This window comes from Nonomuraea jabiensis (assembly GCF_014204795.1).
GTDB classification, from domain to species: domain Bacteria; phylum Actinomycetota; class Actinomycetes; order Streptosporangiales; family Streptosporangiaceae; genus Nonomuraea; species Nonomuraea jabiensis.
Map to the genome: position 1 here is coordinate 8,802,661 of NZ_JACHMB010000001.1, position 23,772 is coordinate 8,826,432.

A 23,772-nucleotide genomic window follows, 5' to 3' on the forward strand; every position below is an offset into this window, starting at 1 on the left:
CAGGAGACATCATGTACAAGTCCCGAATCGGCCGCGCGTTATCCGTCACCGCGGGCGCCCTGGCGATCGCCGCGGCCTCGGCCATGCCCGCCCAGGCGGTCCCCGACCCCGGCAAGCACCGCTCCAACGCCGAACTCCTCCTCGCCTGCCCGTCCGTCCCCGCCACCCACGACCAGTGGGTGACGACCGCCGTCCACCGAGTCGGCCGCAGCCTCAACGCCAACGACAAGGTGATGCTCGCGGCGTTCGAGACCGGCTGGGTCGAGTCCCACATGAACAACCTCAACTGCGGCGACAAGGACTCCCTCGGCGTCTTCCAGCAGCGCCCGAGCCAGGGCTGGGGCACCCCTGAGCAGATCCTCGACGTCAGCTTCGCCGCCAACTCCTTCTTCACCCGGGCCATCAGGAACGACGCGGCCAACCCCGGCTACACCCCGGGCCAGCTCGCCCAGAGCGTCCAGCGCTCCGCCTTCCCCGACCGCTACGACCAGTCCGAGGCCAAGGCCCGCTCGCTCCTCAACGAGGCCGCGTGGATGCACGGGATGCAGGCGGGCTCGCCGGCCGACTTCGACGGCGACGGCAAGGACGACATCATCACGTTCACCAAGAACGCCTCGGCCGACGTGTACGTCTCCACCTCGAGCGGCACCGCCTTCGACGGGACGTCGGTGAAGTGGCACGACTTCTTCGGCCTGGGCGGCGAGACCACCTACACCGGCGACTTCACCGGTGACGGCAAGGACGACGTCGTCGCCTTCACGCACGGCTCCAGCGGCGACGTGTACGTGGCGCCGTCCACCGGTACGGGCTTCGGCCCTGCCGCGAAATGGCACGACTACTTCGCGCCCGGCGGCGAGATCGCGGCGGTCGGCGACTTCGACGGCGACGGGAAAGACGACATCGCGACCTTCGCCCGCGGGACGACCCAGGACGTCTTCGTGGCCCTGTCCAACGGGAACGGGTTCGGCGCCGGCCAGAAATGGCATGACTTCTTCGGCCTGAACGGCGAGTTCCCGGCGGTGGGTGATGTCGACGGTGATGGCAGGGACGACATCATCGTCTTCACTCAGGGTTCGATGAATGACGTGTATGTGGCGACGTCCACCGGATCGGGGTTCAACGCCGCGGTGAAGGTGCATGACAATTTCGCGCTCGCCGGTGAGCAGCCGCGGGTCGCGGATGTCAACGGTGACGGCAAGGACGACATCGTCACGTTCACCAACAACGGTCTCGGTGATGTGTGGGTCGCGATTTCCGACGGTCAGGGGTTCGGTCCGGCCGTGAAGTGGAACGACTGGTTCGCTCCGAACGGCGAGTTCCCCTACACCGGTGATTTCGACGGTGACGGCAAGGACGACATCGTCACCTTCACCAAGGGCGCCACCAATGACGTCTTCGTCGGCCTGTCGAACGGCACTTCGGCCTTCGGCGCCGGGGTCAAGTGGCACGACTTCTTCGGCCTCAACGGCGAAACCACCCTCTAGAAGGAGCCGGAACAAATGCAGTGGAAGCATGTGCGTAAGGCCGCCTTATGCGCGGCCGTCGGCGGGCTGCTGCTCACCGCCAGGCCCGCCGTCGCCGCCCAGCCGGACGGGCTGGACAAGGCGTTCGCCGACGCGACAGCGGAATATCAGGTCCCCAAGGACCTGCTCGTGGCGGTCGGTTACGGCGAGACGCACCTCGACGGCCACAACGGCGCACCCAGCAGCGACAACGGCTACGGCGTCATGCACCTGGTGAGCAATCCGCGGCACAAGACCCTCGAACAGGCCGCCGAGCTCACCGGCGAGTCCGAGGCCGAGCTGAAGAGCGACACCGCGGCCAACATCCGCGGCGGCGCGGCGGTCCTGCGTGCCCTCGCCGACCGGGCGGGGCTCGACGCCTCGAAGCGCAAGGACGTCAACGCCTGGTACCCGGTCGTCGCACGCTACAGCGGCGCCGCCGATGACCGGGTGGCCCGGCTGTACGCCGACACCGTCTACGGCCTGCTCGCCCAGGGCATCAAGGCCGGGGTCGTCGTCCGGCCGCGCGAGGTGCGGCCGGAGCGCGGCACGTACGAGAAGGTCAAGCCCCTGGCGGCCACCACCGGTGAACCCCAGGCCGGCATCCTGAGCACCGACTACCCGCCCGCGCACTGGGTGCCCGCCAACGGCAACAACTACTCGCCCGGCCGCTCCAGCCCCATCCGCAAGATCGTCATCCACGTCACCCAGGGGTCGTACGCCGGCACGATCAGCTGGTTCCAGAACCCGTCCGCGCAGGTCAGCGCCCACTACGTGATCCGCTCGTCCGACGGCGACGTCACGCAGATGGTGCGCGACACCGACACGGCCTACCACGCACGGTCCTCGAACTCCGAGGCCCTGGGCATCGAGCACGAGGGCTTCGTGGACAACCCGTCGTGGTTCACCGACGCGATGTACCGCTCCTCGGCCGCCCTGACCCGCTACCTGGCCGACAAGTGGGGCATCCCGCGCACCCGGGCGAACATCGTCGGCCACAACGAGCTGCCCGGCAACGACCACACCGACCCGGGCCCGCACTGGAACTGGGACTACTACATGTCCCTCGTCAACGGTGGCGGCGGCCCCCTCCAGGGCGGCTCTCCGGCGGACTTCGACGGTGACGGCAAGGACGACATCGTCACCTTCACGCACGGCGCGAACGCCGATGTCTACGTGGCGAAGTCGACCGGCGCCGCCTTCGACGGCACGTCGGTCAAGTGGCACGACTACTTCGCGTTGAGCGGCGAGGTCCCGCTGACCGGGGACTTCACCGGTGACGGAAAGGACGACATCATCACCTTCACCCAGGGGGCGAACGCCGACGTCTACGTGGCGCCGTCCACCGGGAACAGTTTCGGGGCGGCGACCAAGTGGCACGACTATTTCGCGCCGAGCGGTGAGGCGCCGGCGGTCGGCGATTTCGACGGTGACGGCAAGGACGACATCGTCACGTTCACCCGGGGCACGGCCAACGACGTGTACGTGGCGTTGTCCAACGACCACGGATTCGGTGCCGGCGTCAAATGGCATGACTTCTTCGGCCTGGACGGCGAGTTCCCGGCGGTGGGTGATGTCAACGGTGATGGCAGGGACGACATCATCGTCTTCACTCAGGGTTCGACGAATGACGTGTATGTGGCGACGTCCACCGGGACGGGGTTCAACGCCGCGGTGAAGGTGCATGACAATTTCGCTCTCGCCGGTGAGCAGCCGCGGGTCGCGGACGTCAACGGTGACGGCAAGGACGACATCGTCACGTTCACCAACAACGGTCTCGGTGATGTGTGGGTCGCGATTTCCGACGGTCAGGGGTTCGGTCCGGCCGTGAAGTGGAACGACTGGTTCGCTCCGAACGGCGAGTTCCCCTACACCGGTGATTTCGACGGTGACGGCAGGGACGACGTCGTCACCTTCACCAAGGGCGCCACCAATGACGTCTTCGTCGGCCTGTCGAACGGCACTTCGGCCTTCGGCGCCGGGGTCAAGTGGCACGACTTCTTCGGCCTCAACGGCGAAACCACCCTGTGAAAGGCACGCCGATGATGCGAAAGCTGCTCGCCGCGCTGGCGACGAGCCTGCTTCTCGTGGCCGCCCCCGTCACCGCGACCGGGCAGCCCGCGGTCGCGGCGGCGGGGGCCGACAAAGGGCCGATCGGCTGGGACGTCTTCCGGCGCCTCGACCGGCTCCCGTACCTGAGCCCCGGCACCCAGACCCGGCAGTTCACCAGCTTCGACCGGGCCGGCGCCAACGTCCAGGACGGGTTCGACGGCGTGTACTCCTGCCTGCGGACCTCGGGCACCCAGTGCGTGATCGCCGAGGACACCGGCGCCGGCGAGATCTCCTCGATCTGGTTCACCAGGGACGGCGGCGACGTGTCGGCCACCGGCACGATCACCATCGAGCTCGACGGCGCCGTCGTCGTCAGCGCGCCTCTGCAGAGCCTGGTCAACGGGCAGGTCGGCGGGCCGTTCGTCTTCCCGCTGGTGGCCAACGCCGACCAGAGCTCGGGCGGCGTCCACATCAAGGTGCCCATGCCGTACCGCCAGTCCATGCGGGTGTACACGCAGCACAACCCGCTCTTCTACCACGTCACCTACCGGCACTTCCCCGACGCGGAAGGGGTGCGGCGGTTCGACCCCACGGAGAACGCCTCCGACGTCGTCAACCTGCTGAAGGCGTCCGGCACCCGCGACCCCAAGCCGGCCCGGCCCGGCGCGCAGACCGTCACCCAGAAGGCGAGCCTGACGGCGGGGCAGCAGCGCGAGTTCACCCGGGTGACCGGCTCCGGCGCGATCTCCATGCTGCGGGTGCGGGTCCCGGACGCGCAGGCCACCGACGACACCCTGGCCGGGCTGCGGCTGCGGCTCGACTTCGACGGCCGTACCGCCGTCGACTCGCCGGTCGGTGAGTTCTTCGGCGCCGGACTGGGCGAGTACCCGGTCAAGTCGCTGCTGTTCGCCGTGGACACCGCGGGCGGCGGCTGGTACACCACGTGGTGGCCGATGCCGTACCGGTCCGAGGCCAGGGTCAGCCTGGTCAACGGCACCGGGCGCACGCTGAACGACCTGGAGGTACAGGTCACCTCCGCGGCCGACGCCTCCTGGGCGGACGCGCTCGCGCCCGGCGGCCAGGCCGGCTACTTCACCACCGAGTCGCGGCGCGGCCCGGCCGTACGCGACTCCGACTGGCTGTTCTCCGATCGCACGGGACGGGGCAAGTTCGTCGGCGTCTCGCACACCATGAACGGGCTCATCCCCGAAGGTCTCACGCGGGAGTACCTGGAGGGCGACGAGCGCGCCTACGTGGACGGCGCCCTGACGCCGCAGCTCCACGGCACCGGAACCGAGGATTTCTACGAGTCCGGCTGGTACTTCAACCGCGGCGAGTTCACCGCTCCGCTGGCCGGCAACCCGGCGCACGAGAAGGCCGGCGGCGGCTGCGCGTACGAATGCGACGCCGCGTACCGGCTCATGCTCTCCGACGGCGTGGAGTTCTCCTCCGCGCTCAGGTTCGGCATCGAGCACGGCCCGCAGAACGACAAGCCCGCCACGTACGGCTCCACCGCGTTCCTCTACACGCAGCCCACCTTCGGCACGCACCGCACCGGCGTCCTCGACGTCGGCGACGCGGCCGGCAGGGCCGCGCACGACTACCGGGAGAGCGGGGCCGCCACCCAGGCCACGCTCACCTCGGTGTACGAGGGGGACGAGGACCACCAGACCGTGCGCGGGGTGACGCGGTCCACGTCGAGCCCCGTGTCGTTCCTGCTCGGCGTGGACGCCGCCAACGCGGGCGTGCTGCTGCGGCGCACCTCCGACCAGGCGGTCGCCGGCCAGGCGGCCCGGGTGCTGCTGGACGGCGTGGACGTCGGCGAGTGGCGGCAGCCGCTCGGCAACGGCACCCAGCGCTGGCTGGCGGACACGTTCGCGCTGCCGGCGAGCGCGACCGCGGGCAAGTCCGCCATCAGGGTCGAGCTGCGGCCCACGGCCGGCGCGCCCCCGTGGACCGCTGCCCGGTACGCCGCCGACAGCCTCGTCCCCGCGCAGCACGCCGACGACCGGGCGCCCACGGCGGATGAGGGGCCGTTCCTGGTGGGGGGAGACAGGCACGCGCTGCACCTCACGTGGCGCGAGCCGGACGACGACCTCGGCATCCGCGAATACCGCGTGTACGGCTCCACCTCGCCGTCCGCGCAGAACACGCTGCTCGGCACCACCCGCGCGCCCGGCTTCACCCACGGCCCGCTGGCCGCCGGCGCGACCTGGTACTACCGGGTGGAGGCGGTGGACCTGTCAGGCCGCACGGCCGCCGCCGGGCCGATCGTCTCCGGCCGTACCGGCACGCCCACCCGCACCGACCTCGACAAGGACGGGCGCGACGACGTGCTGACCTTCACCCGGGGGAGTACCGCCGACGTGTACGCCTCGCTCTCCGACGGGACGAGGTTCGTGCAGGACGGGTGGAAGTGGCATGACTCGTTCGCCGTCGGCCAGGAGATCGCCCTGACGGGGGATTTCGACGGCGACGGCCGCGACGACGCGGTGACGTTCACCCGGGGGAGCGCCGCCGACGTTTTCGTGTCGCTGTCGGACGGGACGAAACTTGTGCAGAACGGCTGGAAGTGGCACGACTACTTCGCCGCCGGCACGGAGATCCCGGCCGTGGGGGACTTCGACGGCGACGGGCGCGACGACATCGCGACCTTCACCCGGGGCGACTCGGGTGACGTCTGGGTGGCTCTGTCGACCGGGTCCGGGTTCGGGGCGTCGCGCAAGTGGCACGACCGCTTCGCGATCGGCGACGAGATCCCCGCCGTGGGCGACTTCGACGGCGACGGCCGGGACGACGTCGCGGCCTTCACCCGGGGCACGTCCGCCGACGTGTTCGTGGCGCTGTCCAGCGGCAGCGTCTTCCGGCACGACGGGTGGCGCTGGCACGGCAACTTCGCCGCCGGCTCCGAGACGCCTGCCGTCGGCGACTTCGACGGTGACGGCCGCGACGACATCGCGACCTTCACCGGCGGCTCGGCGGCCGACGTCTTCGTGTCGCTGTCCGACGGCGGGAGGTTCGTGGAGAACGCCTGGAAGTGGCACGACGCCTTCGCGGGCGGCGACCAGGTTCCGGGCGTCGGCGACGTCAACGGCGACGGCCGGGCCGACGTGATCGCCTTCACGCGGGGCGACGCCGCCGACGTGTTCGTGGCCACCTCGGAGACCGGCCGTTTCCAGCCGGCGCCGGTGAAGTGGCACGACCACTTCGCCGCCGGCACGGAGTGGCCGCAACCGAGCCGGATCCGCTGACCCGCCCCACGGCACCGAGCCCGCCCCCGGCCCTCCGGGAGCGGGCTCACGCCGAAGCGGAACGACTGTCGCTGAGGGCGCGCAGGCGCTGGAGCGCGCGGTGTGAAGGCGTGCCCGGGGCGGCGGTGTAGAGGACGATGCGGTGATCCCCGCCGGGCAGGGGCAGGACGTCGCAGTCGAGCTCCATCACCCCCATCACCGGGTGCATGGCCCGCTTCGTCACCGTCCGCTGCACTTCGATGTCCTGCGCCGCCCACAGCTCGGCGAACAGCGGGCTGGTCGCCGTCAGCTCGTCCACGAGCTGCCGTACGTCGGGATCGTCCGGGTAGCGGCCGCTGGCCCGCAGATCGGCGACGGCCTGGCGGGCCTGCCCGGCATGATCGCTCAGCAGGGCGGGCGCGCCGCCGAACAGCCAGCGCAGCGTGTTGCGCTCACGGGGCGGTCTGGCCGCCGGGTCGCCGATGAGCGCGACCAGCATCCTGTTCCAGGCGAGCAGGTCCCAGCAGACGTTGACGATCACGGCGGGGAACTCCTCGAGGCGATCCAGCAGGCGCAGCGCGTTGTCGGGAATCTCCGGCGCCGAGCAGGTCCGAACCGGCGCCTGGCCACCCATCCGCAGCAGATAGTCGTGCTCGTCGCCGCTCAGCCGCAGCGTGCGGCTCAGCGCGGCCAGCACCTGCGCCGACGGCTGCGGCCCGCGGCCCTGCTCCAGCCGGATGTAGTAGTCGACCGAGATCCCGGCCAGCAGCGCGACCTCCTCGCGGCGCAGGCCCGGCGTCTGGCGCCGGCCGCCCGCCGCCATCCCCGCCTCTTCCGGCCTGACCCGCTCGCGCCTGCTCCGCAGGAAACTGCCCAGCTCGTCCTTGTTCATCGTCTTCCATCATGGCCTGGTACCACGAGTCCCAGGCCCACGGGGGCCTACCCGCCGTCCCGGCCGCGCGGCCAGCCTGGTCGCATGACGATTCTGGTGACCGGGGCGCGCGGGCACGTCGCGCGCGGCCTCGTACAGCGACTTCTCGCCACGGGCCGCGCCCGGGTTCCGGCCGTCCGCGCGGGCGGCCGGAACCCGGGCGCGGCCCGCCTGCCCGCCGGGGTGGAAACGGTGCTCTGCGACCTCGCCGACCCGGACACGTTCGACACCGCGCTCGCCGGCGTCACCAGGGTCTTCCTGTACGCCGAGCGGCGCGGCCTGGACGACTTCGTCACCCGTGCCGCGACCGCCGGGGTGGAGCACATCGTCCTGCTGTCCGCGCTGCTGGCCGACCCCGACTCGACCGACGCGATCGGCCGCATGCACGGCGACGCCGAGCAGGTCGTGGCCCGCTCGGGGATCGCCTGGACGTTCCTGCGCCCCGGCGCCTTCGCCACCAACACGCTCCAGTGGGCGCCGTCGGTCCGGGCCGAGGGGGTGGTCCGCGACCCGTTCCCGGACTCGCGTTCGGCCCCCGTGCACGAGGCGGACATCGCGGCGGTCGCCGCCCTCGCCCTGACCGAGCCGGGACACGAAGGCGCGACCTACCCGCTGACCGGGCCGGAGCTGGTCAGCCGCAGACGCCAGGCCGAGCTGATCGGGGAGGCCATCGGCCGTCCGGTCCGCTTCGCCGTCCAGGATCTGGACGAGTACCGCGCGGAGCTGAGCGCCTGGACGACGCCCCAGGTCGCCGAGGTGGTGATCAAGGAGTCCGCCGCCGCGGTCGACCGGCCCATGCCGGCCACGGACACGGTCGAGAAGGTCACCGGCCGGCCCGCCCGCACGTACGGCGAGTGGGCCCGCGACCACGCCGGGGACTTCCGCGACGAGCCCTCGTGATCGTGGCCGGGGCCTTCAGGAGCCCTTGACCAGCGTGAACGCGCCGCGGGTGAGCCCCAGCTGCTCCGAGAGCGCCCGCGTCTGGTCGAACGGGGTCTTCGGGTCGATCGCCAGGGTCGTCACCACGAACGATCTCCCGTCCGCCGTTCTGGCGAGGTAGCCGAGGTCGCTCACCCCCGGCTCCGACCCGCCCTTGAACCAGACCGACGGCCACTGGGCCCTGTCCAGCGCGAGCCCCGCGTCGCTGATCGACAGGGCCTCGCCGACGTGCTTGTCGGGCAGTCTGGACAGCCGGGCGAAAGCCTGGCACACCTGCGCGGGGGAGGCGTACCACTCGAGCGTGTCCAGCTCGCGCGGCGCGGTCCACCCGGCGACGCGCGACAGCGGCACCTTGGCGACCACCCGGTCCAGGTAGGCCCGCTTTCCGGCCGTTCCCAGCGACAGGTACTTCCTGGCGTGGCGCGGGTAGCCGGCGCCCTTGAGCACGAACATCTCCCGCGTGGTCAGCCAGGGCGTGTCACGCCGGTCGCGGGCGCCCCAGGCCCGCGCCGTACGCTCGACGTTCTTGCGGCCGGCCCGGTGGATGAGCAGGTCGGCGGCGGTGTTGTCGCTGATCGAGATCATCAGCTTGGCGGCCTCCAGCACCGACACCTTGCTGTTGTCCGGGCGGTTCTGCAGCTCGCCCGACCCCAGGCTCTTCAGCTCCGGCGTGATCGTGAGCTGGGTGTCCCACCCGAACGCCCCGCTCGCGATCCGCTCCGCCACGGCCCCCAGGACGTAGAGCTTGAACATGGAGCCGAGCGGGCGCGCCGTACTGGGGGCGACGGAGTGCACGGGGCGGCAGGCCCCGTCCTTGGTCACCTCGGCGGCGATGAAGCCCGCCTGCGGCGCGAGCCTGCCCAGCCGCTGGTCCAGCTCCGCCCAGTCCTTGGGCGCGGGGGAGACGGGCGGGCGGAACAGCAGTCCGTCGACGAGGCCGGCGCCGTCCGTCGTGAGCGACAGGTCGAGCAGGGTGCCGGCCGCCTCGACCTTGGCGACGATCAGAGCGCTCTCCGACCTGGTGAGCTCCTGGAGCCGCATGCCCTTGAACGCGGTCAGGGTCTGGTTCAGCTGGTCGGCGGGGACGCTCTGGAGGAACTCGGCGCTGAAGTGCTGCTTCAGCTCGCTCTCCGGGATCGGCAGGCGCGTGGCGGCGTCGAGCAGCCAGCGCAACTGCCTGCCCGCGGGCGTGTCGGGGATCTCGGGCGCGGCGACGGCGGCGGCCTGTACGGGCGTGGTGTGGCCCGCGCTGACCGCCGTCATCGTCGTTGCCATGGTGGCCGCCGCCAGGATGCGGACGACCTTGGACGAAGTGGGGTTGCTTCTCATGGTGCCCAGGCAATCGCGGCGGGGGCGTGGCGGGCCACCAGGGGAGCCACCGTTCTGGCCGGTGGGGATGGCCGTACGAAATATGCGGATAACCTCATAGCCCTCTCGCCGATCGCTGACGACGATGGAGGCTTATGGGTTCGAGGCTGGTGGCCGGGGTGCTGGCGACGGGCGCGGCCGCCGGCATCGTGGCCAACGTGATCATCACGAGCCGCATCACGGCGAGCCGCGGCGTCCCCCTCCCGGTGACCGAATGGGTGTACATGGTGGTGGCGCTGCTCATGCCCGCGCTGGGCTGGTTGCTGGCCACCCGGCGTCCCGAGCTGCGTTACGGCTGGCTGCTCCTGGTCTGCGCGCTCTTCCTGGGGATGGGCCTGACCGGCACGGTGCTGGCGATCGCGGGCGCGGCGCCGCGCTGGCTGACCGCCCCGCTCTCCTCCGTCCTCGCCGCCTTCTACGGCCTGAACTGGATCTTCGTCCCGCTGCTCTTCCCCGAAGGGCGGCTGCCCTCGCGCCGCTGGCGCGCGTTCGCGTGGATCTCCGGCATCGCGATCGCCCTGCACGCCATAGGGCTCATGCTGGGCGGCGCCGTCGCGCGCGAGCCGCTGCGGGTGCTGGAGTCGCCGCTCGCTCTGGTGGGGGTCTTGTCGGCCGCCGCCGGCCAGTTCATCACGTGGATCATGGCGCCGATCGGGCTCTGCGGGCTCGTGCTCCGCCTGCGGCGCAGCGCGCGGGTCGAGCGGCGCCAGTACGCCTGGATGGTCGGGGGCGTGACAGTGAGCCTGCTGGGCGGGGTCGCCCAGCTGGTGTTCATGACGAGGGCGCCGATGCTCGCGCTGCTCGGGACGGTGGCCATGACGGGGGCGCTGCCCGTCGCGATCGGGGTCACCGTGGTCCGCCACCGGCTGCTCGACATCGGGATCGGCATCCGGGGCTCGCGCCTGCACCTGATCTTCGACGTACGGCCGACGGTGGACGAGGTGCTGTCCGACCTCGGCACGGCGCTGGAGGACGCGCACGAGCCCGCGGAGCAGCTCGGCCGGGTGGCCGGGGCCGTGCGCGCCGCGCTGGAGGCCACCTGGGCGGCCGTGACGCTGGCGGACGGCACCCGCGTGGTCGCCGGCCGGCAGGAGGGCCCGGCGACGCTGACGGTGCCGGTGCATGGAGGGCTCGGCCGGATCGAGTGCGGCCCCCGAGGCGTGGGCGGGCTGACCCGCGTGGACCGGCGGCTCCTGGAGGCGCTGGCCGTGCCGGCCGGGCTGGCCATCCAGAGCGCCGGCCTGGCCACCCGCCTGGTCAACGCCCAGGAGGCGGAACGCCGGCGCATCGAACGCAACATCCACGACGGCGTCCAGCAGCAGCTCGTCGCGCTCATCGCCGGTCTGGAGCTGGCCCGCTCCACCGGCGCGAGCCCCGACATGCTCGCCCACCTGCGCGAACAGGCCCGCCAGACGCTCGCCGACCTGCGCGAGCTGGCGGCCGGCATCCATCCGTCGGCCCTCAGCCAGGGCGGCCTGGTGGAGGCGGTGGAGGAACGCTGCTCTCGCCTGCCCGTGCGCACGACGGTGACCTCGGACCCCGGGCTGCGGGCCAGGCGGTTCGCGGACGAGGTCGAGGGCGCGATGTACTTCACGGTCAACGAGGCCGTCGCCAACGCGCTCAAACACGCGGGCGCCGCCACCATAGAGGTGGGCCTGTCGCACGCGGGCGGCCGACTGCGTGCCACGGTGGCCGACGACGGCAAGGGCTTCGACCCGGGTGCCACCGGCCGCAGGGGGCTGGCCACGCTGTCCGACCGGCTGGACGCGCTCGGCGGCGGGCTCGACCTCGACAGCTCGCCGGGAAAGGGGACACGGGTGAAGGCGTGGGTGCCGGTCGATGGGTGAGCGGATCCGTACGGTGGTCGCCGACGACCATTACCTCGTACGCGAAGGAACCCGCCAATTGCTCGACATGTCGGGCGAGATCGCGGTCGTCGGCGCGGTCGGCAACGCCGACGAGCTCCTCGACGCCGTCCGCCGCCTCGGCCCCGACGTCGTGGTCACCGACATCCGGATGCCCGGCGGCGACTGGCGGCCCGGCTTCGAGGGCATCGACGCCGCCCACCGCATCAGGACCGCGCATCCGGGGGTCGGCGTCGTGGTGCTGTCGCAGTTCTCGGACGCGTTGTTCGCCTTCGAGCTGTTCAAGCACGGCACCGAGGGCTACGCCTACCTGCTGAAGGACCGGGTCGGAGACCTGGACGAGCTGCTGGGGGCCATCAGGGCGGTGGCCGGCGGCGGCTCCGTCATCGACCCGAAGGTCGTGGAGGGCCTGCTGGCCAGGCGCGACGTCCGCGGCCAGCAGGAGGCGCTGACCGGACGCGAACGCGACGTGCTCCGGGAGATGGCGCACGGCCGCTCCAACTCGGCCATCGCCAGGGCGCTGCATCTGTCGATCTCGTCGGTGGAGAAGAACGTCAACGCCATCTTCACGAAGCTGGGGCTGGAGAACAGCGGGGACGTGCACCGCAGGGTGGCGGCGGTCCTCGCCTACCTCGGCCCCGACCGGTAGGCGCGGCCGCTTGTGCGCGGGCGGCGATGCGAACGAGACGGTGACCCGTGGCGGGTGACCGCCAGGTGATGCCGGGCACGACTTACTACGATGGGTAGCCATGGAGTTGACGGAGCGATTCGAGTGGCGTGGGAGGCAGATCGCCTGGGGCCGCGCGGGCGACGGTCCGGCCGTGGTGTTCTGTCATGGCACGCCGTTCTCGTCGGTGCTGTGGCAGCCGTTCGCGGAGGCCCTGAGCCGCGACTTCACCGTCTACCTGTGGGACATGCCTGGATATGGCCGTTCGTCCAAGCATGCCGAGCATCCCGTGGACTTCGGCGCGCAGGCCGACGCGTTCGCGGCGCTGCTCGCGCACTGGGGGCTGGACCGGCCGCACGTGGTCGCCCACGACTTCGGCGGTGCGGTGTCCCTGCGCACGCACCTGATCCTGGGCGTCGGCTACGCCTCGCTCATGCTCGTGGACGTCGTGGCCATCCCGCCCAGCGGTTCGCCGTTCTTCAGGTTCGTGCAGGACCATCCTGACGTCCTGGGGCAGCTCCCGGCGTACATTCACATCGCCATCGTGCGGGCCTACATTCAGGGCGCGAGCCATCGCGGCCTGCGCGACGACGATCTCGACGCCCTCGTGCAGCCGTGGACGGGGGAGGAGGGGCAGCCTGCCTTCTACCGGCAGATCGCCCACTATGACGAGCGCTTCCTCGAAGAGAACGAGGAAGCGCTGGGCCGCATCGCCATCCCCGTACGGATCCTGTGGGGCTCCTGCGACGCGTGGATCCCCACCGAGATCGGCCGGCGGCTACAGGGCCTGATCCCCGCCGCGGAGCTGTCGCTGATCGACGCCGCCGGTCATCTGGTCCACCACGACGCGCCCGTCTCGCTCATGGACGAGATCCGCGCCTGGCTCACCGTCCGCTGAGGCACCGCAGGAATCTACAATGTAAAGGCGCCGGGGCTGAGAGCCGCAGTCACGCCGATCCCGCGAGCAGCGAGGTCGCGGCGAGCTCCTGCCGGTGCAGGCGGGCCTGTTTGGGCATGTTCCAGCCGAGCACGCCGGTGACCCGGCCGTCGTGGCGGTAGACGGCGACGAAGCGGCGTTCGGCCAGGGAGCCCTCGGCGATGGTCACCTCGGCGTCCGGGGACGGCATCCCGTGTACGTGGATCTTGGCGTCGAACTGGTCGGTCCAGAAGTAGGGGATCGGGGTGTAGGGGCGGTCGTCGCCGAGGAGGTTGCCGGCGACGGCGATGGCCTGTTCGGTGGCGTTGGTCCGGTTCTCCAGCCGTAGGGACCTGCCCAGGGTCTCGTGGTGCCAGCGGGCGACGTCGCCTACCGCGTAGACGCCCTCCGCCGCGCGGCAGCGGGAGTCGCACACCACGCCGTTGTCCAGGTCGAGCCCGCTGCCGGCGAGCCAGTCCGTGGCCGGGGCGGCGCCGAAGGCGACCACGACGACGTCGGCGGGCAGCACGTCGCCGGTCTCCAGGCGTACCCCGGTGACGCGGCCGTGCCGTTCGGTCAGAGCGCTGACCGCGGCGCCGAGCCGCAGCTCGACCCCGTGCTCGGCGTGCAGGTCGGCGAGCAGTCCCGCGACCGGTTGGCCGAGCTGGATGGCCAGCGGCGCCGGTTGGGGGCCGGCCAGGGTGACGTGTACGCCCATGCCGCGCGCGGTGGCGGCGATCTCGGCGCCGAGCACGCCGTCCCCGACGACCACCAGGCGCGTGCAGGACAGCAGGTCGGCCCGCAGCGCCGGCGCGTCGTCGAGCGTGCGCAGCACGTGGACGCCGGTCAGCCCGGCCTGGCCGGGCAGCGTGCGGGGGCGCAGTCCGGTGGCGACGACCACGGCGTCCGCGCTCAGGGCGCGTCCCGATGCCGTGCGCACGGTACGGGACGGGACGTCCAGCCCGGTGGCCGGGTCGCCGAGCACGAACTCCGCGTCCAGCGCGTCCAGCGCGGCCGGGGGTCGGAGCTGGGCTCGCTCGGGCTCCCAGGCGCCGGACAGGACCTGCTTGGACAGCGGCGGCCGGTCGTAGGGCAGGTGGGATTCGGCGCCCAGCACGGTCACCCGGCCCGCGTACCCCTTGCGGCGCAGGGCTTCCACGGTGGCGAGGCCGGCGGCGGAGGCGCCGGTCACCAGCACGTGGTCCGGGGTGTTCACGCGTCCTCGCTCACGGAGATCGCCGCTCCGGGGCAGACGTCGGCGGCCTCGCGGACGGCCGCGTGGAGCTCCGCGGGCGGCCGCTCGTTGAGCAGGATCACGATCCCGTCGTCGTCCCGCTGGTCGAACACGTCCGGGGCGACGAGCACGCACGTGCCGGCGGCGCAGCACTTGTCCTGGTCGATGGTGACTTTCATGGGTTCGTCTTCCTTTTCGGGTGATGGGCAGGCGGCGCGCAGGAGACAGCGAGTGAGAGCAATTCAATCGACTGACTTAATTAAATCACATGATTGAGTTGGGTTAGTGTGAGGCTCCTGACAGGGAGGAGAGGGTGATGGCGGGCAGGGCTGCGCGCCCCGAGCGGGGGAGCGCGACGCGGGAGGCGATCCTGGCAACCGCGGAGCGGCTGTTCGCCGAGCACGGGATGCATGCGGTGTCCAACCGCCAGATCAGCGAGGCCGCGGGTCAGGGCAACAGCGCGGCGGTGGGCTACCACTTCGGCACCAAGGCCGACCTGGTCCGGGCGATCGCGCGCAGGCACGCCGAGGAGATGGAGCGGCTGCGGGTGCGGATGGTCGCCGACGCCGCCGGTTCGACGGACGTACGCGACTGGGTGGCCTGCCTGGTGCGCCCGTTCACCCGCCATCTGGAGGCGCAGGGCAGCCCCACCTGGTACGCCCGGTTCCGCGCACAGGTGATGACCGACCCGGCGCTCTACCAGATCACGGTCGAGGAATCGCTCCTGTCGCCCTCGCTGCGGCTGCTCGTGGACGGCGTGAACCGGTGCCTGAGCGATCTGCCGGCCGCCGTGCAGCAGGAGCGCTGGGCCATGGCGCGTCACGTGATCGTGCACATGTGCGTCGAACGGGAACGCGCCCTCGCCGAGGGCGCCGCCACCCTCCCGTCCAGCTGGGACGACCTCGCCACCAGCCTGATCGACGCGATCGTCGGGCTGTGGCGGGCGCCGGTGACGCCCATCTGAAGTATCCGGTGAACTTCGGCGTGGGCGTGAGCCAGCCGTACGGAACGGAGATAGGCCATCGGGGTGGTCCGCAGGTGTTCACGGAAGCCGAGCTGGAGGGTACGGACGCTGACCTTGGCCGCGGCGGCGATGTCGGCAAGGGTGACGCGAAGGGCAGCGTGCTGGTGGCCTCCACCCCAGGTTCGAACCGCAGCCGTTTCTTGAGCACCTCCTCCACGGCCGCCAACGGAACCTGCATCATCAGAACGTCGTGATCGACGCTCCACCGCATGTCGATCTTCTGCTTGGGGCCTATGGGGGAGATCGGTGCGGTGACGTCCCTTCTCAATGAATGGTTTCTTGGCTGGTTGCGGCTGAACTCGCGCTGCGGCGAGCGGGTCCGGCCAGGTCGTAGGGCCGATCCGGGCGCCTGATCCGTCGTGAGATGCTGCATTCGTGACGACTCAGCCTGCCGAACCGTCCCCGCGCCGCGGGCGTGGCCGTCCCGGCCATGACCAGGCCGCGGTCCTGCGCGCCGCGGTGGAGCTGTTCAACCGCAAGGGGTACGACGCCACGAGCATGGGCGATCTGGCCAAGGAGCTGGGCCTGACCAAGCCGGCCATCTACCACCACGTCACCAGCAAGGAGCAGCTGCTCGGCCAGGCATTGGACGACGCGCTCGACGAGCTGACCGCCGTCGTGACCGAGGCGTCCCGGGACGGGGCCGGGGGGACGAGCGCGTACGGGCGGCTGCGCGAGGTGCTGCGCCGCAGCGTCGAGGTGCTGGTGGCGCACCAGTCCTCGGTCACGCTCCTGCTGCGGGTGCGCGGCAACAGCGAGGTCGAGCTGGCGGCGCTGGAGCGGCGCCGCTGGCTCGACGACCGCCTCGCCGCGCTCGTCACCGAGGCCATCGCGGAGGGCGCGCTCCGCGACGACGTGCCGGCGACGCTGGTCAGCCGGCTGCTGTTCGGCATGGTGAACTCGCTGGTCGAGTGGTACCGGCCCGACGGCGCCTACGACCGGGCGATGGTCGCCGACGCCATCACCGCCATCGCCTTCGACGGCCTGGCCAAACACGAAGCCTGAAAGTCTTACCAGGTGTAGAAGCCCTGGCCCGTCTTGCGGCCGAGATGCCCGGCCGCCACCAGGTCGCGCAGGATCCGCGGGGGCTCGAACCGGGGCCCCAGCTCCCGGGCCAGGTGCTCGGCGATCGCGAGCCGCACGTCCAGCCCCACCACGTCGGTGGTCCGCAGGGGTCCCATCGGGTGCCGGTAGCCGAGGGTCATCGCCGTGTCGATGTCGGCCGCGCTCGCCACGCCCTCCTCCAGCATCCGCATCGCCTCCAGCGCCAGGCAGACGCCCAGCCGGCTGCCGGCGAACCCCGGCGAGTCCGCGACCGTGATCGGCGTCTTGCCCAGCTCGGCCGCCCACTCCTGGGCGAGCGCGCCGCCGTAGCGGCCGATCGGCGTCCGGACGCCGGAGACGACGAAGGATTCGGGCATGAGAAAGGCTCCTTATGCGTCGAAGTCGACGGTGACGCGCTCGCCGACCGGAAAGGTCTGGCAGGTCAGGACGAACCCGGCGTCCACTTCGGCCTGTTCGAGGGCGTAGTTGCGGCGCATGTCCACCTCGCCCGCCCGTACGACCGCGCGGCACGTCCCGCAGACGCCGCCCTTGCAGGCGAACGGCAGGTCCGCGCGCGCCGCCTGGGCGCCGTCGAGCAGCGTCGCGTGGCGGGAGACCGTCGAGGTCGTGCGCAGGCCGTCGAGCACGGCCGTCAGCTCGCTCGTCGCGCCGGGCGCGACCCCGTCCGCGGCCCGTCGCGGCCGCGGCGGCGGCTCGTCGACGTAGAACAGCTCGACGTGTACGCGGGAGGCGGGTACGCCCAGGTCGGCGAGCACTTCCCGGGCCTGCTGGATCATGGCCAGCGGCCCGCAGAGCCAGACGTGGTCGAACACCTCGACCGGCACCAGCTCGGTCAGCAGCCGGCGCAGCCGGTCGCCGTCGAGCCGCCCCGAGAACAGCTCGACGTCGCGCGGCTCCCGCGAGAGCGTGTGGATCACCTGGAGCCGGGGGCCGTACCGGTTCTTCAGGTCGCCCAGTTCCTCGGCGAACATCACGGTCCGGCTGGTCCGGTTGCCGTACAGCAGCGAGACCTGGGTCCGCGGGTGGGTGAGCACGGTCGAGGCGAGCGACAGCATCGGGGTGATGCCCGACCCGGCGGCGACGCACAGGTGCCGCTCGCCCGCGGCGGGATCGGCCCGCCAGGAGCCGGCCGGGGTCTGGACCTCGATCCGCGTCCCCGGCGCGACCTCGCGTACCAGCCAGGACGAGAACAGCCCGCCCGGGATCTCGCGGACCCCGATCCGAGGCTGCGCGCCGGCCGGCGCGCAGATCGAGTACGACCGGCGCTCCTCGCGCCCGTCCACGACGCGGCGCAGGGTGAGCGACTGCCCGGCGCGGAAGGCGTACGCCTCGCGCAGCTCGTCCGGGACGGCGAACGTGATCGCCGCGGCGTCCTCGCACAGGCGGTCCACCGCCGCCACGGTGAGCGGGTGGAAAGAGGCCATGTCAGATCTCCTTGACGTGCTCGAACGGCTCAAGGCAGCCGGTGCAGCGGTAGAGGGCCTTGCAGGCGGTCGCGCCGAACTCGGACGTCAGCCGGGTCGCCGCCGACCCGCAGCGCGGGCAGGGCGGGGCGCTCCTGGCCGGCCCCAGCGTGAGCGGGATCGGGCCGCTCCGCCGGGGGGCGGGGCCGGGGGCCGACAGCCCGGCCTCCCGCAGGGCGGCCCGGCCGCGCTCGCTGATCCAGTCGCTCGACCAGGGCGGATCCAGGACGATCCGCACCTCGACCCGGGCGAACCCGGCCGCCCGCAGCCGGTGGACGAGGTCGTCGCGCATGGTCGCCACGGCCGGGCAGCCGGTGTACGTCGGGGTGATCGAGACGACCACCTCCTCGCCCACCTCCTCGTCACTGTGCACCTCGACGCCGCGCAGCACGCCGAGGTCCGCGAGGGTGAGCATGGGCATCTCGGGGTCGCGCACCTGCGCCGCGACCTCGGCGGCCCGCTCGCGGGCGCTCACCAGCGCCCGCTCGGGTGGGCGCGGGCGACGACCTGCATCTCGGCGAGCAGCGGGCCGAGGGCGTCGGTGTGCGCGCCGTCGCGGCCGGTGCCGGGCAGCGGCGCCCGCTCGGGCCGCTCGACGCCGCTCACGGCGAAGACCTGGTCGAGGACGGCGTCCACCTCGTCGCGCAGCTCCACGTCGAAGCCGGTGAGCTCGGCCTGGTACGGCCACAGGGCGTCCAGCGCCGCCACCAGCCTGCGCCGCGACTCCTCGGTCCCCTGCGCCAGGGTGAGGAACCAGCGTCCCGCCCAGTCGCGGTGGTAGGTGATCTCCTTGACGCCCTTGGCCGCCACCGCCGCCAGGACCTGGTCACGGCTCGTACGCAGCCGCTCCAGCAGCGCGAGCCGGGCCACGGAGAACAGCAGCAGCCGCACGACGACGTGCGCGAAGTCCCCGTTCTCCACCTCGGCGAGCCGTACGTTGCGGAACTGCTCGGCGTCGCGGAAGTACGCCAGCGCGTCCTCGGCGGGCACCGGCGAGCCCTCGGGGAGGGCGGGCACGACGCCGGGATCGGCGGCGGCCGCCCGCGACAGCAGGAGGCGGGCCTGTCCGAGCAGGTCGAGCGCCATGTTCGCCAGCGCGATGTCCTCTTCCAGGTCGGGCGCGCGGCTGCACCACTCGGCCAGGCGCTGCGACATGATCAGCGCGTCGTCGCCGAGCATGAGGCAGCGCGCGGCCAGCTCGGCGGCGTCCACGCCCGGCGGCACCGTGGTGTCGACCCCGGCCAGGGGGTCCTCGAAGCCGGTGCCGAAGGCCCACTGCGAGGAGTCGCCGGCGAATTCGTCGTTCATGAGTGCCAACCGATCACATGTGCGGGACGTTGTCGGGAATGTCGTAGAACGTCGGGTGCCGGTAGACCTTGTCGCCGCTCGGCGCGAACAGCGGGTCCTTCTCGTCCGGGCTGGAGGCCGTGATGGCGTCGGCCCGTACGACCCAGATGCTCACGCCCTCGTTGCGCCGGGTGTAGACGTCGCGGGCGTGCCGTACGGCCATCGCGTCGTCGGCGGCGTGCAGCGATCCGACGTGTACGTGGTTGAGGCCCCGCTTGCCGCGGACGAACACCTCGTACAGCGGCCACTCCCGCCGGTCGCCGCTCATCGCGTACCCGCCCGCTCCGCGAACGCCGCCGCGGCCTCGCGTACCCAGGCGCCGTCCTCGTGCGCGGCCCGGCGGTGCGCCAGGCGCTGCGCGTTGCACGGCCCGTCGCCGCGGATCACGGCGGCGAGCTCCGCCCAGTCGGGCTCGCCGAAGTCGTGGTGGCCGCGCTCGGCGTTCCAGCGCAGGTCGGGGTCGGGGAGCGTCACCCCGAGCGCCTCGGCCTGCGGGACCGTCATGTCCACGAACCTCTGGCGCAGCTCGTCGTTGGAGTTGCGCTTGATGCCCCAGGCCATCGACCGGGCGCTGTTGGGCGAGTCGGTGTCGGGCGGGCCGAACATCATCAGCGCCGGCCACCAGAACCGGTCCACCGACTCCTGGACCATCGCCCGCTGGGCGTCGGTGCCGCGCATCATCGTCATCAGCAGCTCGTAACCCTGCCGCTGGTGGAACGACTCCTCCTTGCAGATGCGGATCATGGCGCGCCCGTACGGGCCGTAGGAGGTGCGGCAGAGCGGCACCTGGTTGCAGATCGCGGCGCCGTCGACCAGCCAGCCGATCGTCCCGACGTCGGCGTACGACAGCGTCGGGTAGTTGAAGATCGAGGAGTACTTCTGCCGGCCCGTGAGCAGCAGCTCGGTCAGCTCGGCACGCGAGACGCCCAGGGTCTCGCACGCCGAGTACAGGTACAGCCCGTGCCCGGCCTCGTCCTGCACCTTGGCCAGCAGGATCGCCTTGCGGCGCAGCGACGGCGCGCGGCCGATCCACGCGCCCTCGGGTTGCATGCCGATGATCTCGGAGTGCGCGTGCTGGGCGATCTGGCGTACGAGCGTCCGGCGGTAGGCGTCCGGCATCCAGTCCCGGGGCTCGATCCGGTCGTGGCGCGCGATCGTCGCCTCGAACGCGGCTTCGAGCGCTTGCGGCTCCGCCGGTGTCGTCGTCATCGGTTTCCCTCCTCGGGCGTCGCGCCGTATTTACTTATCGCTCGGTCAGTAATACCGTGGCACGTGTCGGGGTACCTGCGCAAGGGGCCCTGTGGAGAGGAGAGGACGCGTGAGCGCGCTGCTGGAGAGCTACGCCGCCGGACGATGGTTCCGGGCGGCCGATGACGGGGAGCCCCTGCTCGACGCCGCCACGGGCGAGGAGGTCGCGCGGATCTCCAGCCGGGGGCTGGACGTCGCCGCGATGGTCCGCCACGCCCGCGACACCGGCGGGCCGGCGCTGCGGTCCCTGACCTTCCACGAGCGGGCGGCCCTGCTGAAGGCGCTGGCCAAGCACCTGACCGAGCGCACGGAGGAGCTGTATGCGCTGTCGGTGCGCACCGGCGCCACCTCGCGCGACACGATGATCGACGTGGACGGCGGCATCGGCACCCTGTTCAGCTACGCCAGCAAGGGCGTGCGCGAGCTGCCGAACGACACCGTCGTCCTGGACGGCGGCCTGGAACGCCTGGGCAAGGGCGGCACGTTCGTCGGCCAGCACCTCTACACCTCGCGGCCGGGCGTCGCCGTGCAGATCAACGCCTTCAACTTCCCGGTCTGGGGGATGCTCGAGAAGCTGGCCCCGGCCTTCCTGGCCGGGCTGCCCTCGATCGTCAAGCCCGCGAGCCAGACCGCGTACCTGACCGAGCTGGCCGTACGGCTGATCGTCGAGTCCGGCATCCTGCCCGAGGGCACGCTCCAGCTCGTCTCGGGCGGCGCGGGCGGGCTGCTCGACGAGCTGACCGTCCAGGACTCCGTCGCCTTCACCGGCTCCGCGCACACCGCGGGCATCCTGCGCCGCCACCCGAACGTGCTGGACGGCGGCGTCCTGCTGGGCGTCGAGGCCGACTCGCTCAACTGCTCGATCCTGGGGCCGGACGTGCGGCCGGAGGACCCGGAGTTCGACCTGTTCGTCAAGGGCGTCGTCACCGAGATGACGGTCAAGGCAGGACAGAAGTGCACGGCCATCCGCCGGATCCTCGTGCCCTCGGCCCTGGCCGACCAGGTCGTCGAGGCGCTGGCCGCGCGCCTGGCGAAGGTGACCGTCGGCGATCCCCGCAATCCGGACGTGCGGATGGGCGCGCTGGCCAGCCTCGGCCAGCGCGACGAGGTACGCAAGGCCGTCGAGGCGCTGCGGGCCGGCTCGGAGATCGTCTTCGGCGACCCCTCCGGCGCCGCCCTGCTCGACGGCGACCCCGAGCGCGGCGCGTTCATGACCCCGCTGCTGCTGCGCGCCCGGCCCGGCGCCACCGAGCCGCACGACGTGGAGCCGTTCGGGCCGGTCGGCACCGTGCTCGCCTACGACGGCCTGGACTCGGCGATCGCGCTCGCGGCGCGCGGCAGGGGCAGCCTCGTCGCCTCCGTCGCCACCCACGACGCGGAGGTCGCGCGGACCGTCGTGCTCGGGCTCGCGCCGTGGCACGGCCGGGTCCTCGTCCTGGACAGGGACGACGCCAAGGAGTCCACCGGGCACGGCTCGCCGCTGCCCGTCCTCGTCCACGGCGGCCCCGGCCGGGCCGGCGGCGGCGAGGAGCTGGGCGGCGTGCGCGGCGTCCTGCACCACATGCAGCGCACCGCCGTCCAGGCCTCCCCGGACCTGCTCACCGCGGTCACCGGCCGCTGGACCACGGGCGCCGCGCGCGCCGAGTCGGGCGTCCACCCGTTCCGCAAGTCCCTGGCGGAGCTGCGGGTCGGCGACACGATCGCCTCCGCGCCGCGTACGGTCTCGCTCGCCGACATCGAGCACTTCGCCGAGTTCACCGGCGACACTTTCTACGCGCACACCGACGCCGCGGCGGCGGCGCGCAACCCGCTGTTCGGCGGCATCGTCGCCCACGGGTACCTGGTCGTGTCCCTGGCCGCCGGCCTCTTCGTGGACCCGGCGCCCGGACCGGTCCTGGCGAACTTCGGCGTCGACTCCCTGCGCTTCCTCACCCCGGTGAAGGCGGGCGACACGATCGACGTGACGCTGACCGTCAAGCAGATCACCCCGCGCAGCTCCGCCGACTACGGCGAGGTCCGCTGGGACGCCGTCGTCGCCAACCAGGACGGCCAGCCGGTCGCCACGTACGACGTGCTGACCCTCGTGGCCAAGACCTGGCCGCTGCCCGAGCGGGAGGCCTGAGGTGGACGGCTCCCCGCTCCTGCTGGAACGCGACGGCGCCGTGGCCGTGCTGACCCTCAACCGCCCGGAGCGCCGCAACGCGCTGGACACCGGGCTGAAGACTGCGCTGCGCCGGGCGCTGGAGGAGGTCGCGGCCGACGACGCCGTACGCGCGGTGCTGCTGACCGGAGCCGGGACCGCCTTCTGCGTCGGCCAGGACCTCGCCGAGCACGCGGCGGCCCTCCGCTCGGACGCCGGGCACGCCTTCGACACCGTCGAAGAGGACTACGCGCCGATCGTCCGGCTCCTGGCCACCATGGGCAAACCGGTCGTCGCCGCCGTCAACGGCACCTGCGTCGGCGCCGGGCTGGCCCTCGCGCTGGCCTGTGACCTGCGGGTGCTCGCGGAGGAGGCCGTCTTCGCCACGGCGTTCACGGCCATCGGGCTGACGTGCGACTCGGGGCTGTCCCTGACGCTCGTACGGGCGGTCGGCGAGGCCAAAGCCAAGGAGCTGGTCCTGCTCGGCGAGTCGTTCGGCGCCCGGCAGGCGGTGGAGTGGGGGATCACGGGCCGCGTGGTCCCCCGGGAGGAGGCCGGCGCGGTGGCGCGCGAGCTCGCGGCCCGGCTCGCCGCCGGCCCGACCGCCGCCTACGCCGAGTCCAAGCGGCTGATCGCCCGGGCCTGGGACCAGGACCTCGGCGCGGCGCTCACCGCCGAGGCCCGCGCCCAGGCCCGCCTGGGGTTGACCGCCGACCACGCGGGAGCGGTGGAGGCGTTCCTCGACAAACGCAAACCCACCTTCGAGGGCCGCTGACCCACC

General features: G+C 72.1%; 21 protein-coding genes and 1 pseudogene. 12 read left to right on the forward strand and 10 right to left on the reverse strand.

What is annotated here, in order from left to right; all coding sequences use genetic code 11:
- The first annotated feature begins 11 nt into the window (after nt 1-11).
- Genes HD596_RS40045 through HD596_RS40055 form a run of 3 tightly spaced genes read left to right on the forward strand, consistent with a single transcriptional unit; the run spans nt 12 to nt 6,805 of the window.
- Nucleotides 12-1,484 (forward strand): FG-GAP repeat domain-containing protein, encoded by a 1,473-nt coding sequence (locus HD596_RS40045; RefSeq protein WP_185074651.1) that lies wholly within the window; start codon nt 12-14, stop codon nt 1,482-1,484.
- Between the two features lie 15 nt (nt 1,485-1,499).
- Nucleotides 1,500-3,533, forward strand: a complete 2,034-nt coding sequence (locus HD596_RS40050; protein WP_185074652.1) for an N-acetylmuramoyl-L-alanine amidase — start codon at nt 1,500-1,502, stop codon at nt 3,531-3,533.
- An 11-nt stretch (nt 3,534-3,544) separates the two neighbouring features.
- A complete protein-coding gene (locus tag HD596_RS40055) occupies nt 3,545-6,805 on the forward strand; it encodes a glycoside hydrolase family 172 protein (RefSeq protein WP_185074653.1) in 3,261 nt (1,086 codons plus the stop codon).
- 46 nt (nt 6,806-6,851) lie between these two features.
- Here the strand turns inward: HD596_RS40055 and HD596_RS40060 are convergent, their stop codons facing one another.
- The gene (locus HD596_RS40060; protein WP_185074654.1) at nt 6,852-7,676 is read right to left on the reverse strand and encodes a helix-turn-helix transcriptional regulator; all 825 of its coding nucleotides are present in this window, start codon (nt 7,674-7,676) and stop codon (nt 6,852-6,854) included.
- Between the two features lie 84 nt (nt 7,677-7,760).
- Between HD596_RS40060 and HD596_RS40065 the strand changes: the two genes are divergently transcribed.
- Nucleotides 7,761-8,615, forward strand: a complete 855-nt coding sequence (locus tag HD596_RS40065; protein WP_185074655.1) for an NAD(P)H-binding protein — start codon at nt 7,761-7,763, stop codon at nt 8,613-8,615.
- 15 nt (nt 8,616-8,630) lie between these two features.
- Here the strand turns inward: HD596_RS40065 and HD596_RS40070 are convergent, their stop codons facing one another.
- Nucleotides 8,631-9,983 (reverse strand): serine hydrolase, encoded by a 1,353-nt coding sequence (locus tag HD596_RS40070; protein WP_185074656.1) that lies wholly within the window; start codon nt 9,981-9,983, stop codon nt 8,631-8,633.
- A gap of 134 nt (nt 9,984-10,117) precedes the next feature.
- Between HD596_RS40070 and HD596_RS40075 the strand changes: the two genes are divergently transcribed.
- From HD596_RS40075 to HD596_RS40085, 3 genes are all read left to right on the forward strand, one after another.
- Nucleotides 10,118-11,869 carry a sensor histidine kinase gene (locus HD596_RS40075; RefSeq protein WP_185074657.1) on the forward strand — a complete coding sequence of 584 codons (1,752 nt, stop codon included), beginning with the start codon at nt 10,118-10,120 and terminating at the stop codon, nt 11,867-11,869.
- Nucleotides 11,862-12,536: a response regulator transcription factor gene (locus HD596_RS40080; protein WP_185074658.1), complete on the forward strand. Its 675-nt coding sequence runs from the start codon at nt 11,862-11,864 to the stop codon at nt 12,534-12,536. Before HD596_RS40075 ends, HD596_RS40080 begins: the two co-directional genes overlap by 8 nt.
- A 100-nt stretch (nt 12,537-12,636) precedes the next feature.
- Complete coding sequence (locus HD596_RS40085) at nt 12,637-13,452, forward strand: alpha/beta fold hydrolase (RefSeq protein WP_185074659.1); 816 nt, start codon at nt 12,637-12,639, stop codon at nt 13,450-13,452.
- A gap of 49 nt (nt 13,453-13,501) precedes the next feature.
- On the opposite strand, the gene HD596_RS40090 is transcribed toward HD596_RS40085, so the two are convergent.
- Both HD596_RS40090 and HD596_RS40095 read right to left on the reverse strand, forming a co-directional pair.
- Nucleotides 13,502-14,686, reverse strand: a complete 1,185-nt coding sequence (locus HD596_RS40090) for an NAD(P)/FAD-dependent oxidoreductase (protein ID WP_185074660.1) — start codon at nt 14,684-14,686, stop codon at nt 13,502-13,504.
- Nucleotides 14,683-14,883 carry a ferredoxin gene (locus tag HD596_RS40095; protein ID WP_185074661.1) on the reverse strand — a complete coding sequence of 67 codons (201 nt, stop codon included), beginning with the start codon at nt 14,881-14,883 and terminating at the stop codon, nt 14,683-14,685. Before HD596_RS40095 ends, HD596_RS40090 begins: the two co-directional genes overlap by 4 nt.
- A gap of 137 nt (nt 14,884-15,020) precedes the next feature.
- On the opposite strand from HD596_RS40095, the gene HD596_RS40100 reads away from it, so the two are divergent.
- From HD596_RS40100 to HD596_RS40110, 3 genes are all read left to right on the forward strand, one after another.
- Nucleotides 15,021-15,668 (forward strand): TetR/AcrR family transcriptional regulator, encoded by a 648-nt coding sequence (locus tag HD596_RS40100; RefSeq protein ID WP_185074662.1) that lies wholly within the window; start codon nt 15,021-15,023, stop codon nt 15,666-15,668.
- Nucleotides 15,641-15,922 (forward strand): hypothetical protein, encoded by a 282-nt coding sequence (locus tag HD596_RS65785; protein ID WP_376775980.1) that lies wholly within the window; start codon nt 15,641-15,643, stop codon nt 15,920-15,922. Before HD596_RS40100 ends, HD596_RS65785 begins: the two co-directional genes overlap by 28 nt.
- A gap of 181 nt (nt 15,923-16,103) precedes the next feature.
- Nucleotides 16,104-16,733 (forward strand): TetR/AcrR family transcriptional regulator, encoded by a 630-nt coding sequence (locus tag HD596_RS40110; protein ID WP_185074663.1) that lies wholly within the window; start codon nt 16,104-16,106, stop codon nt 16,731-16,733.
- 5 nt (nt 16,734-16,738) lie between these two features.
- Here HD596_RS40110 and HD596_RS40115 read toward each other — a convergent pair.
- The 6 genes and pseudogenes from HD596_RS40115 to paaA form a co-directional block, all read right to left on the reverse strand.
- Nucleotides 16,739-17,077: pseudogene (locus HD596_RS40115) on the reverse strand (3-hydroxyacyl-CoA dehydrogenase family protein); the annotation flags it as partial.
- Between the two features lie 84 nt (nt 17,078-17,161).
- Complete coding sequence (paaE, locus tag HD596_RS40120) at nt 17,162-18,217, reverse strand: 1,2-phenylacetyl-CoA epoxidase subunit PaaE (protein ID WP_185074664.1); 1,056 nt, start codon at nt 18,215-18,217, stop codon at nt 17,162-17,164.
- 1 nt (nt 18,218) lies between these two features.
- Nucleotides 18,219-18,731: a 1,2-phenylacetyl-CoA epoxidase subunit PaaD gene (paaD, locus tag HD596_RS40125; protein WP_313046239.1), complete on the reverse strand. Its 513-nt coding sequence runs from the start codon at nt 18,729-18,731 to the stop codon at nt 18,219-18,221.
- Nucleotides 18,728-19,564: a 1,2-phenylacetyl-CoA epoxidase subunit PaaC gene (paaC, locus tag HD596_RS40130; RefSeq protein WP_185074665.1), complete on the reverse strand. Its 837-nt coding sequence runs from the start codon at nt 19,562-19,564 to the stop codon at nt 18,728-18,730. The genes paaD and paaC overlap by 4 nt, the downstream gene beginning before the upstream one ends.
- A gap of 13 nt (nt 19,565-19,577) precedes the next feature.
- The gene (paaB, locus tag HD596_RS40135; RefSeq protein ID WP_185074666.1) at nt 19,578-19,871 is read right to left on the reverse strand and encodes a 1,2-phenylacetyl-CoA epoxidase subunit PaaB; all 294 of its coding nucleotides are present in this window, start codon (nt 19,869-19,871) and stop codon (nt 19,578-19,580) included.
- Nucleotides 19,868-20,812, reverse strand: coding sequence for a 1,2-phenylacetyl-CoA epoxidase subunit PaaA (gene paaA / locus HD596_RS40140; RefSeq protein ID WP_185074667.1), 945 nt, complete (start codon nt 20,810-20,812; stop codon nt 19,868-19,870). Before paaA ends, paaB begins: the two co-directional genes overlap by 4 nt.
- Before the next feature lie 109 nt (nt 20,813-20,921).
- Here paaA and paaZ point away from each other — a divergent pair, with 109 nt between their 5' ends.
- Together paaZ and HD596_RS40150 are read left to right on the forward strand one after the other, a co-directional pair.
- Nucleotides 20,922-22,973 carry a phenylacetic acid degradation bifunctional protein PaaZ gene (paaZ, locus tag HD596_RS40145; protein WP_185074668.1) on the forward strand — a complete coding sequence of 684 codons (2,052 nt, stop codon included), beginning with the start codon at nt 20,922-20,924 and terminating at the stop codon, nt 22,971-22,973.
- A 1-nt stretch (nt 22,974) separates the two neighbouring features.
- A complete protein-coding gene (locus HD596_RS40150; protein WP_313046243.1) occupies nt 22,975-23,766 on the forward strand; it encodes an enoyl-CoA hydratase/isomerase family protein in 792 nt (263 codons plus the stop codon).
- Nucleotides 23,767-23,772 lie beyond the last annotated feature (6 nt).

Excerpts from the sequence above, each read along its gene's own strand:
- HD596_RS40045 (WP_185074651.1), top strand. The coding sequence starts at position 12 with ATGTACAAGTCCCGAATCGGCCGCGCGTTATCCGTCACCGCGGGCGCC.
- HD596_RS40050 (WP_185074652.1), top strand. The coding sequence starts at position 1,500 with ATGCAGTGGAAGCATGTGCGTAAGGCCGCCTTATGCGCGGCCGTCGGC.
- HD596_RS40055 (WP_185074653.1), top strand. The coding sequence starts at position 3,545 with ATGATGCGAAAGCTGCTCGCCGCGCTGGCGACGAGCCTGCTTCTCGTG.
- HD596_RS40060 (WP_185074654.1), bottom strand. The coding sequence starts at position 7,676 with ATGAACAAGGACGAGCTGGGCAGTTTCCTGCGGAGCAGGCGCGAGCGG.
- HD596_RS40065 (WP_185074655.1), top strand. The coding sequence starts at position 7,761 with ATGACGATTCTGGTGACCGGGGCGCGCGGGCACGTCGCGCGCGGCCTC.
- HD596_RS40070 (WP_185074656.1), bottom strand. The coding sequence starts at position 9,983 with ATGAGAAGCAACCCCACTTCGTCCAAGGTCGTCCGCATCCTGGCGGCG.
- HD596_RS40075 (WP_185074657.1), top strand. The coding sequence starts at position 10,118 with ATGGGTTCGAGGCTGGTGGCCGGGGTGCTGGCGACGGGCGCGGCCGCC.
- HD596_RS40080 (WP_185074658.1), top strand. The coding sequence starts at position 11,862 with ATGGGTGAGCGGATCCGTACGGTGGTCGCCGACGACCATTACCTCGTA.
- HD596_RS40085 (WP_185074659.1), top strand. The coding sequence starts at position 12,637 with ATGGAGTTGACGGAGCGATTCGAGTGGCGTGGGAGGCAGATCGCCTGG.
- HD596_RS40095 (WP_185074661.1), bottom strand. The coding sequence starts at position 14,883 with ATGAAAGTCACCATCGACCAGGACAAGTGCTGCGCCGCCGGCACGTGC.
- HD596_RS40100 (WP_185074662.1), top strand. The coding sequence starts at position 15,021 with ATGGCGGGCAGGGCTGCGCGCCCCGAGCGGGGGAGCGCGACGCGGGAG.
- paaE (WP_185074664.1), bottom strand. The coding sequence starts at position 18,217 with ATGGCCTCTTTCCACCCGCTCACCGTGGCGGCGGTGGACCGCCTGTGC.
- paaC (WP_185074665.1), bottom strand. The coding sequence starts at position 19,564 with ATGAACGACGAATTCGCCGGCGACTCCTCGCAGTGGGCCTTCGGCACC.
- paaB (WP_185074666.1), bottom strand. The coding sequence starts at position 19,871 with ATGAGCGGCGACCGGCGGGAGTGGCCGCTGTACGAGGTGTTCGTCCGC.
- paaA (WP_185074667.1), bottom strand. The coding sequence starts at position 20,812 with ATGACGACGACACCGGCGGAGCCGCAAGCGCTCGAAGCCGCGTTCGAG.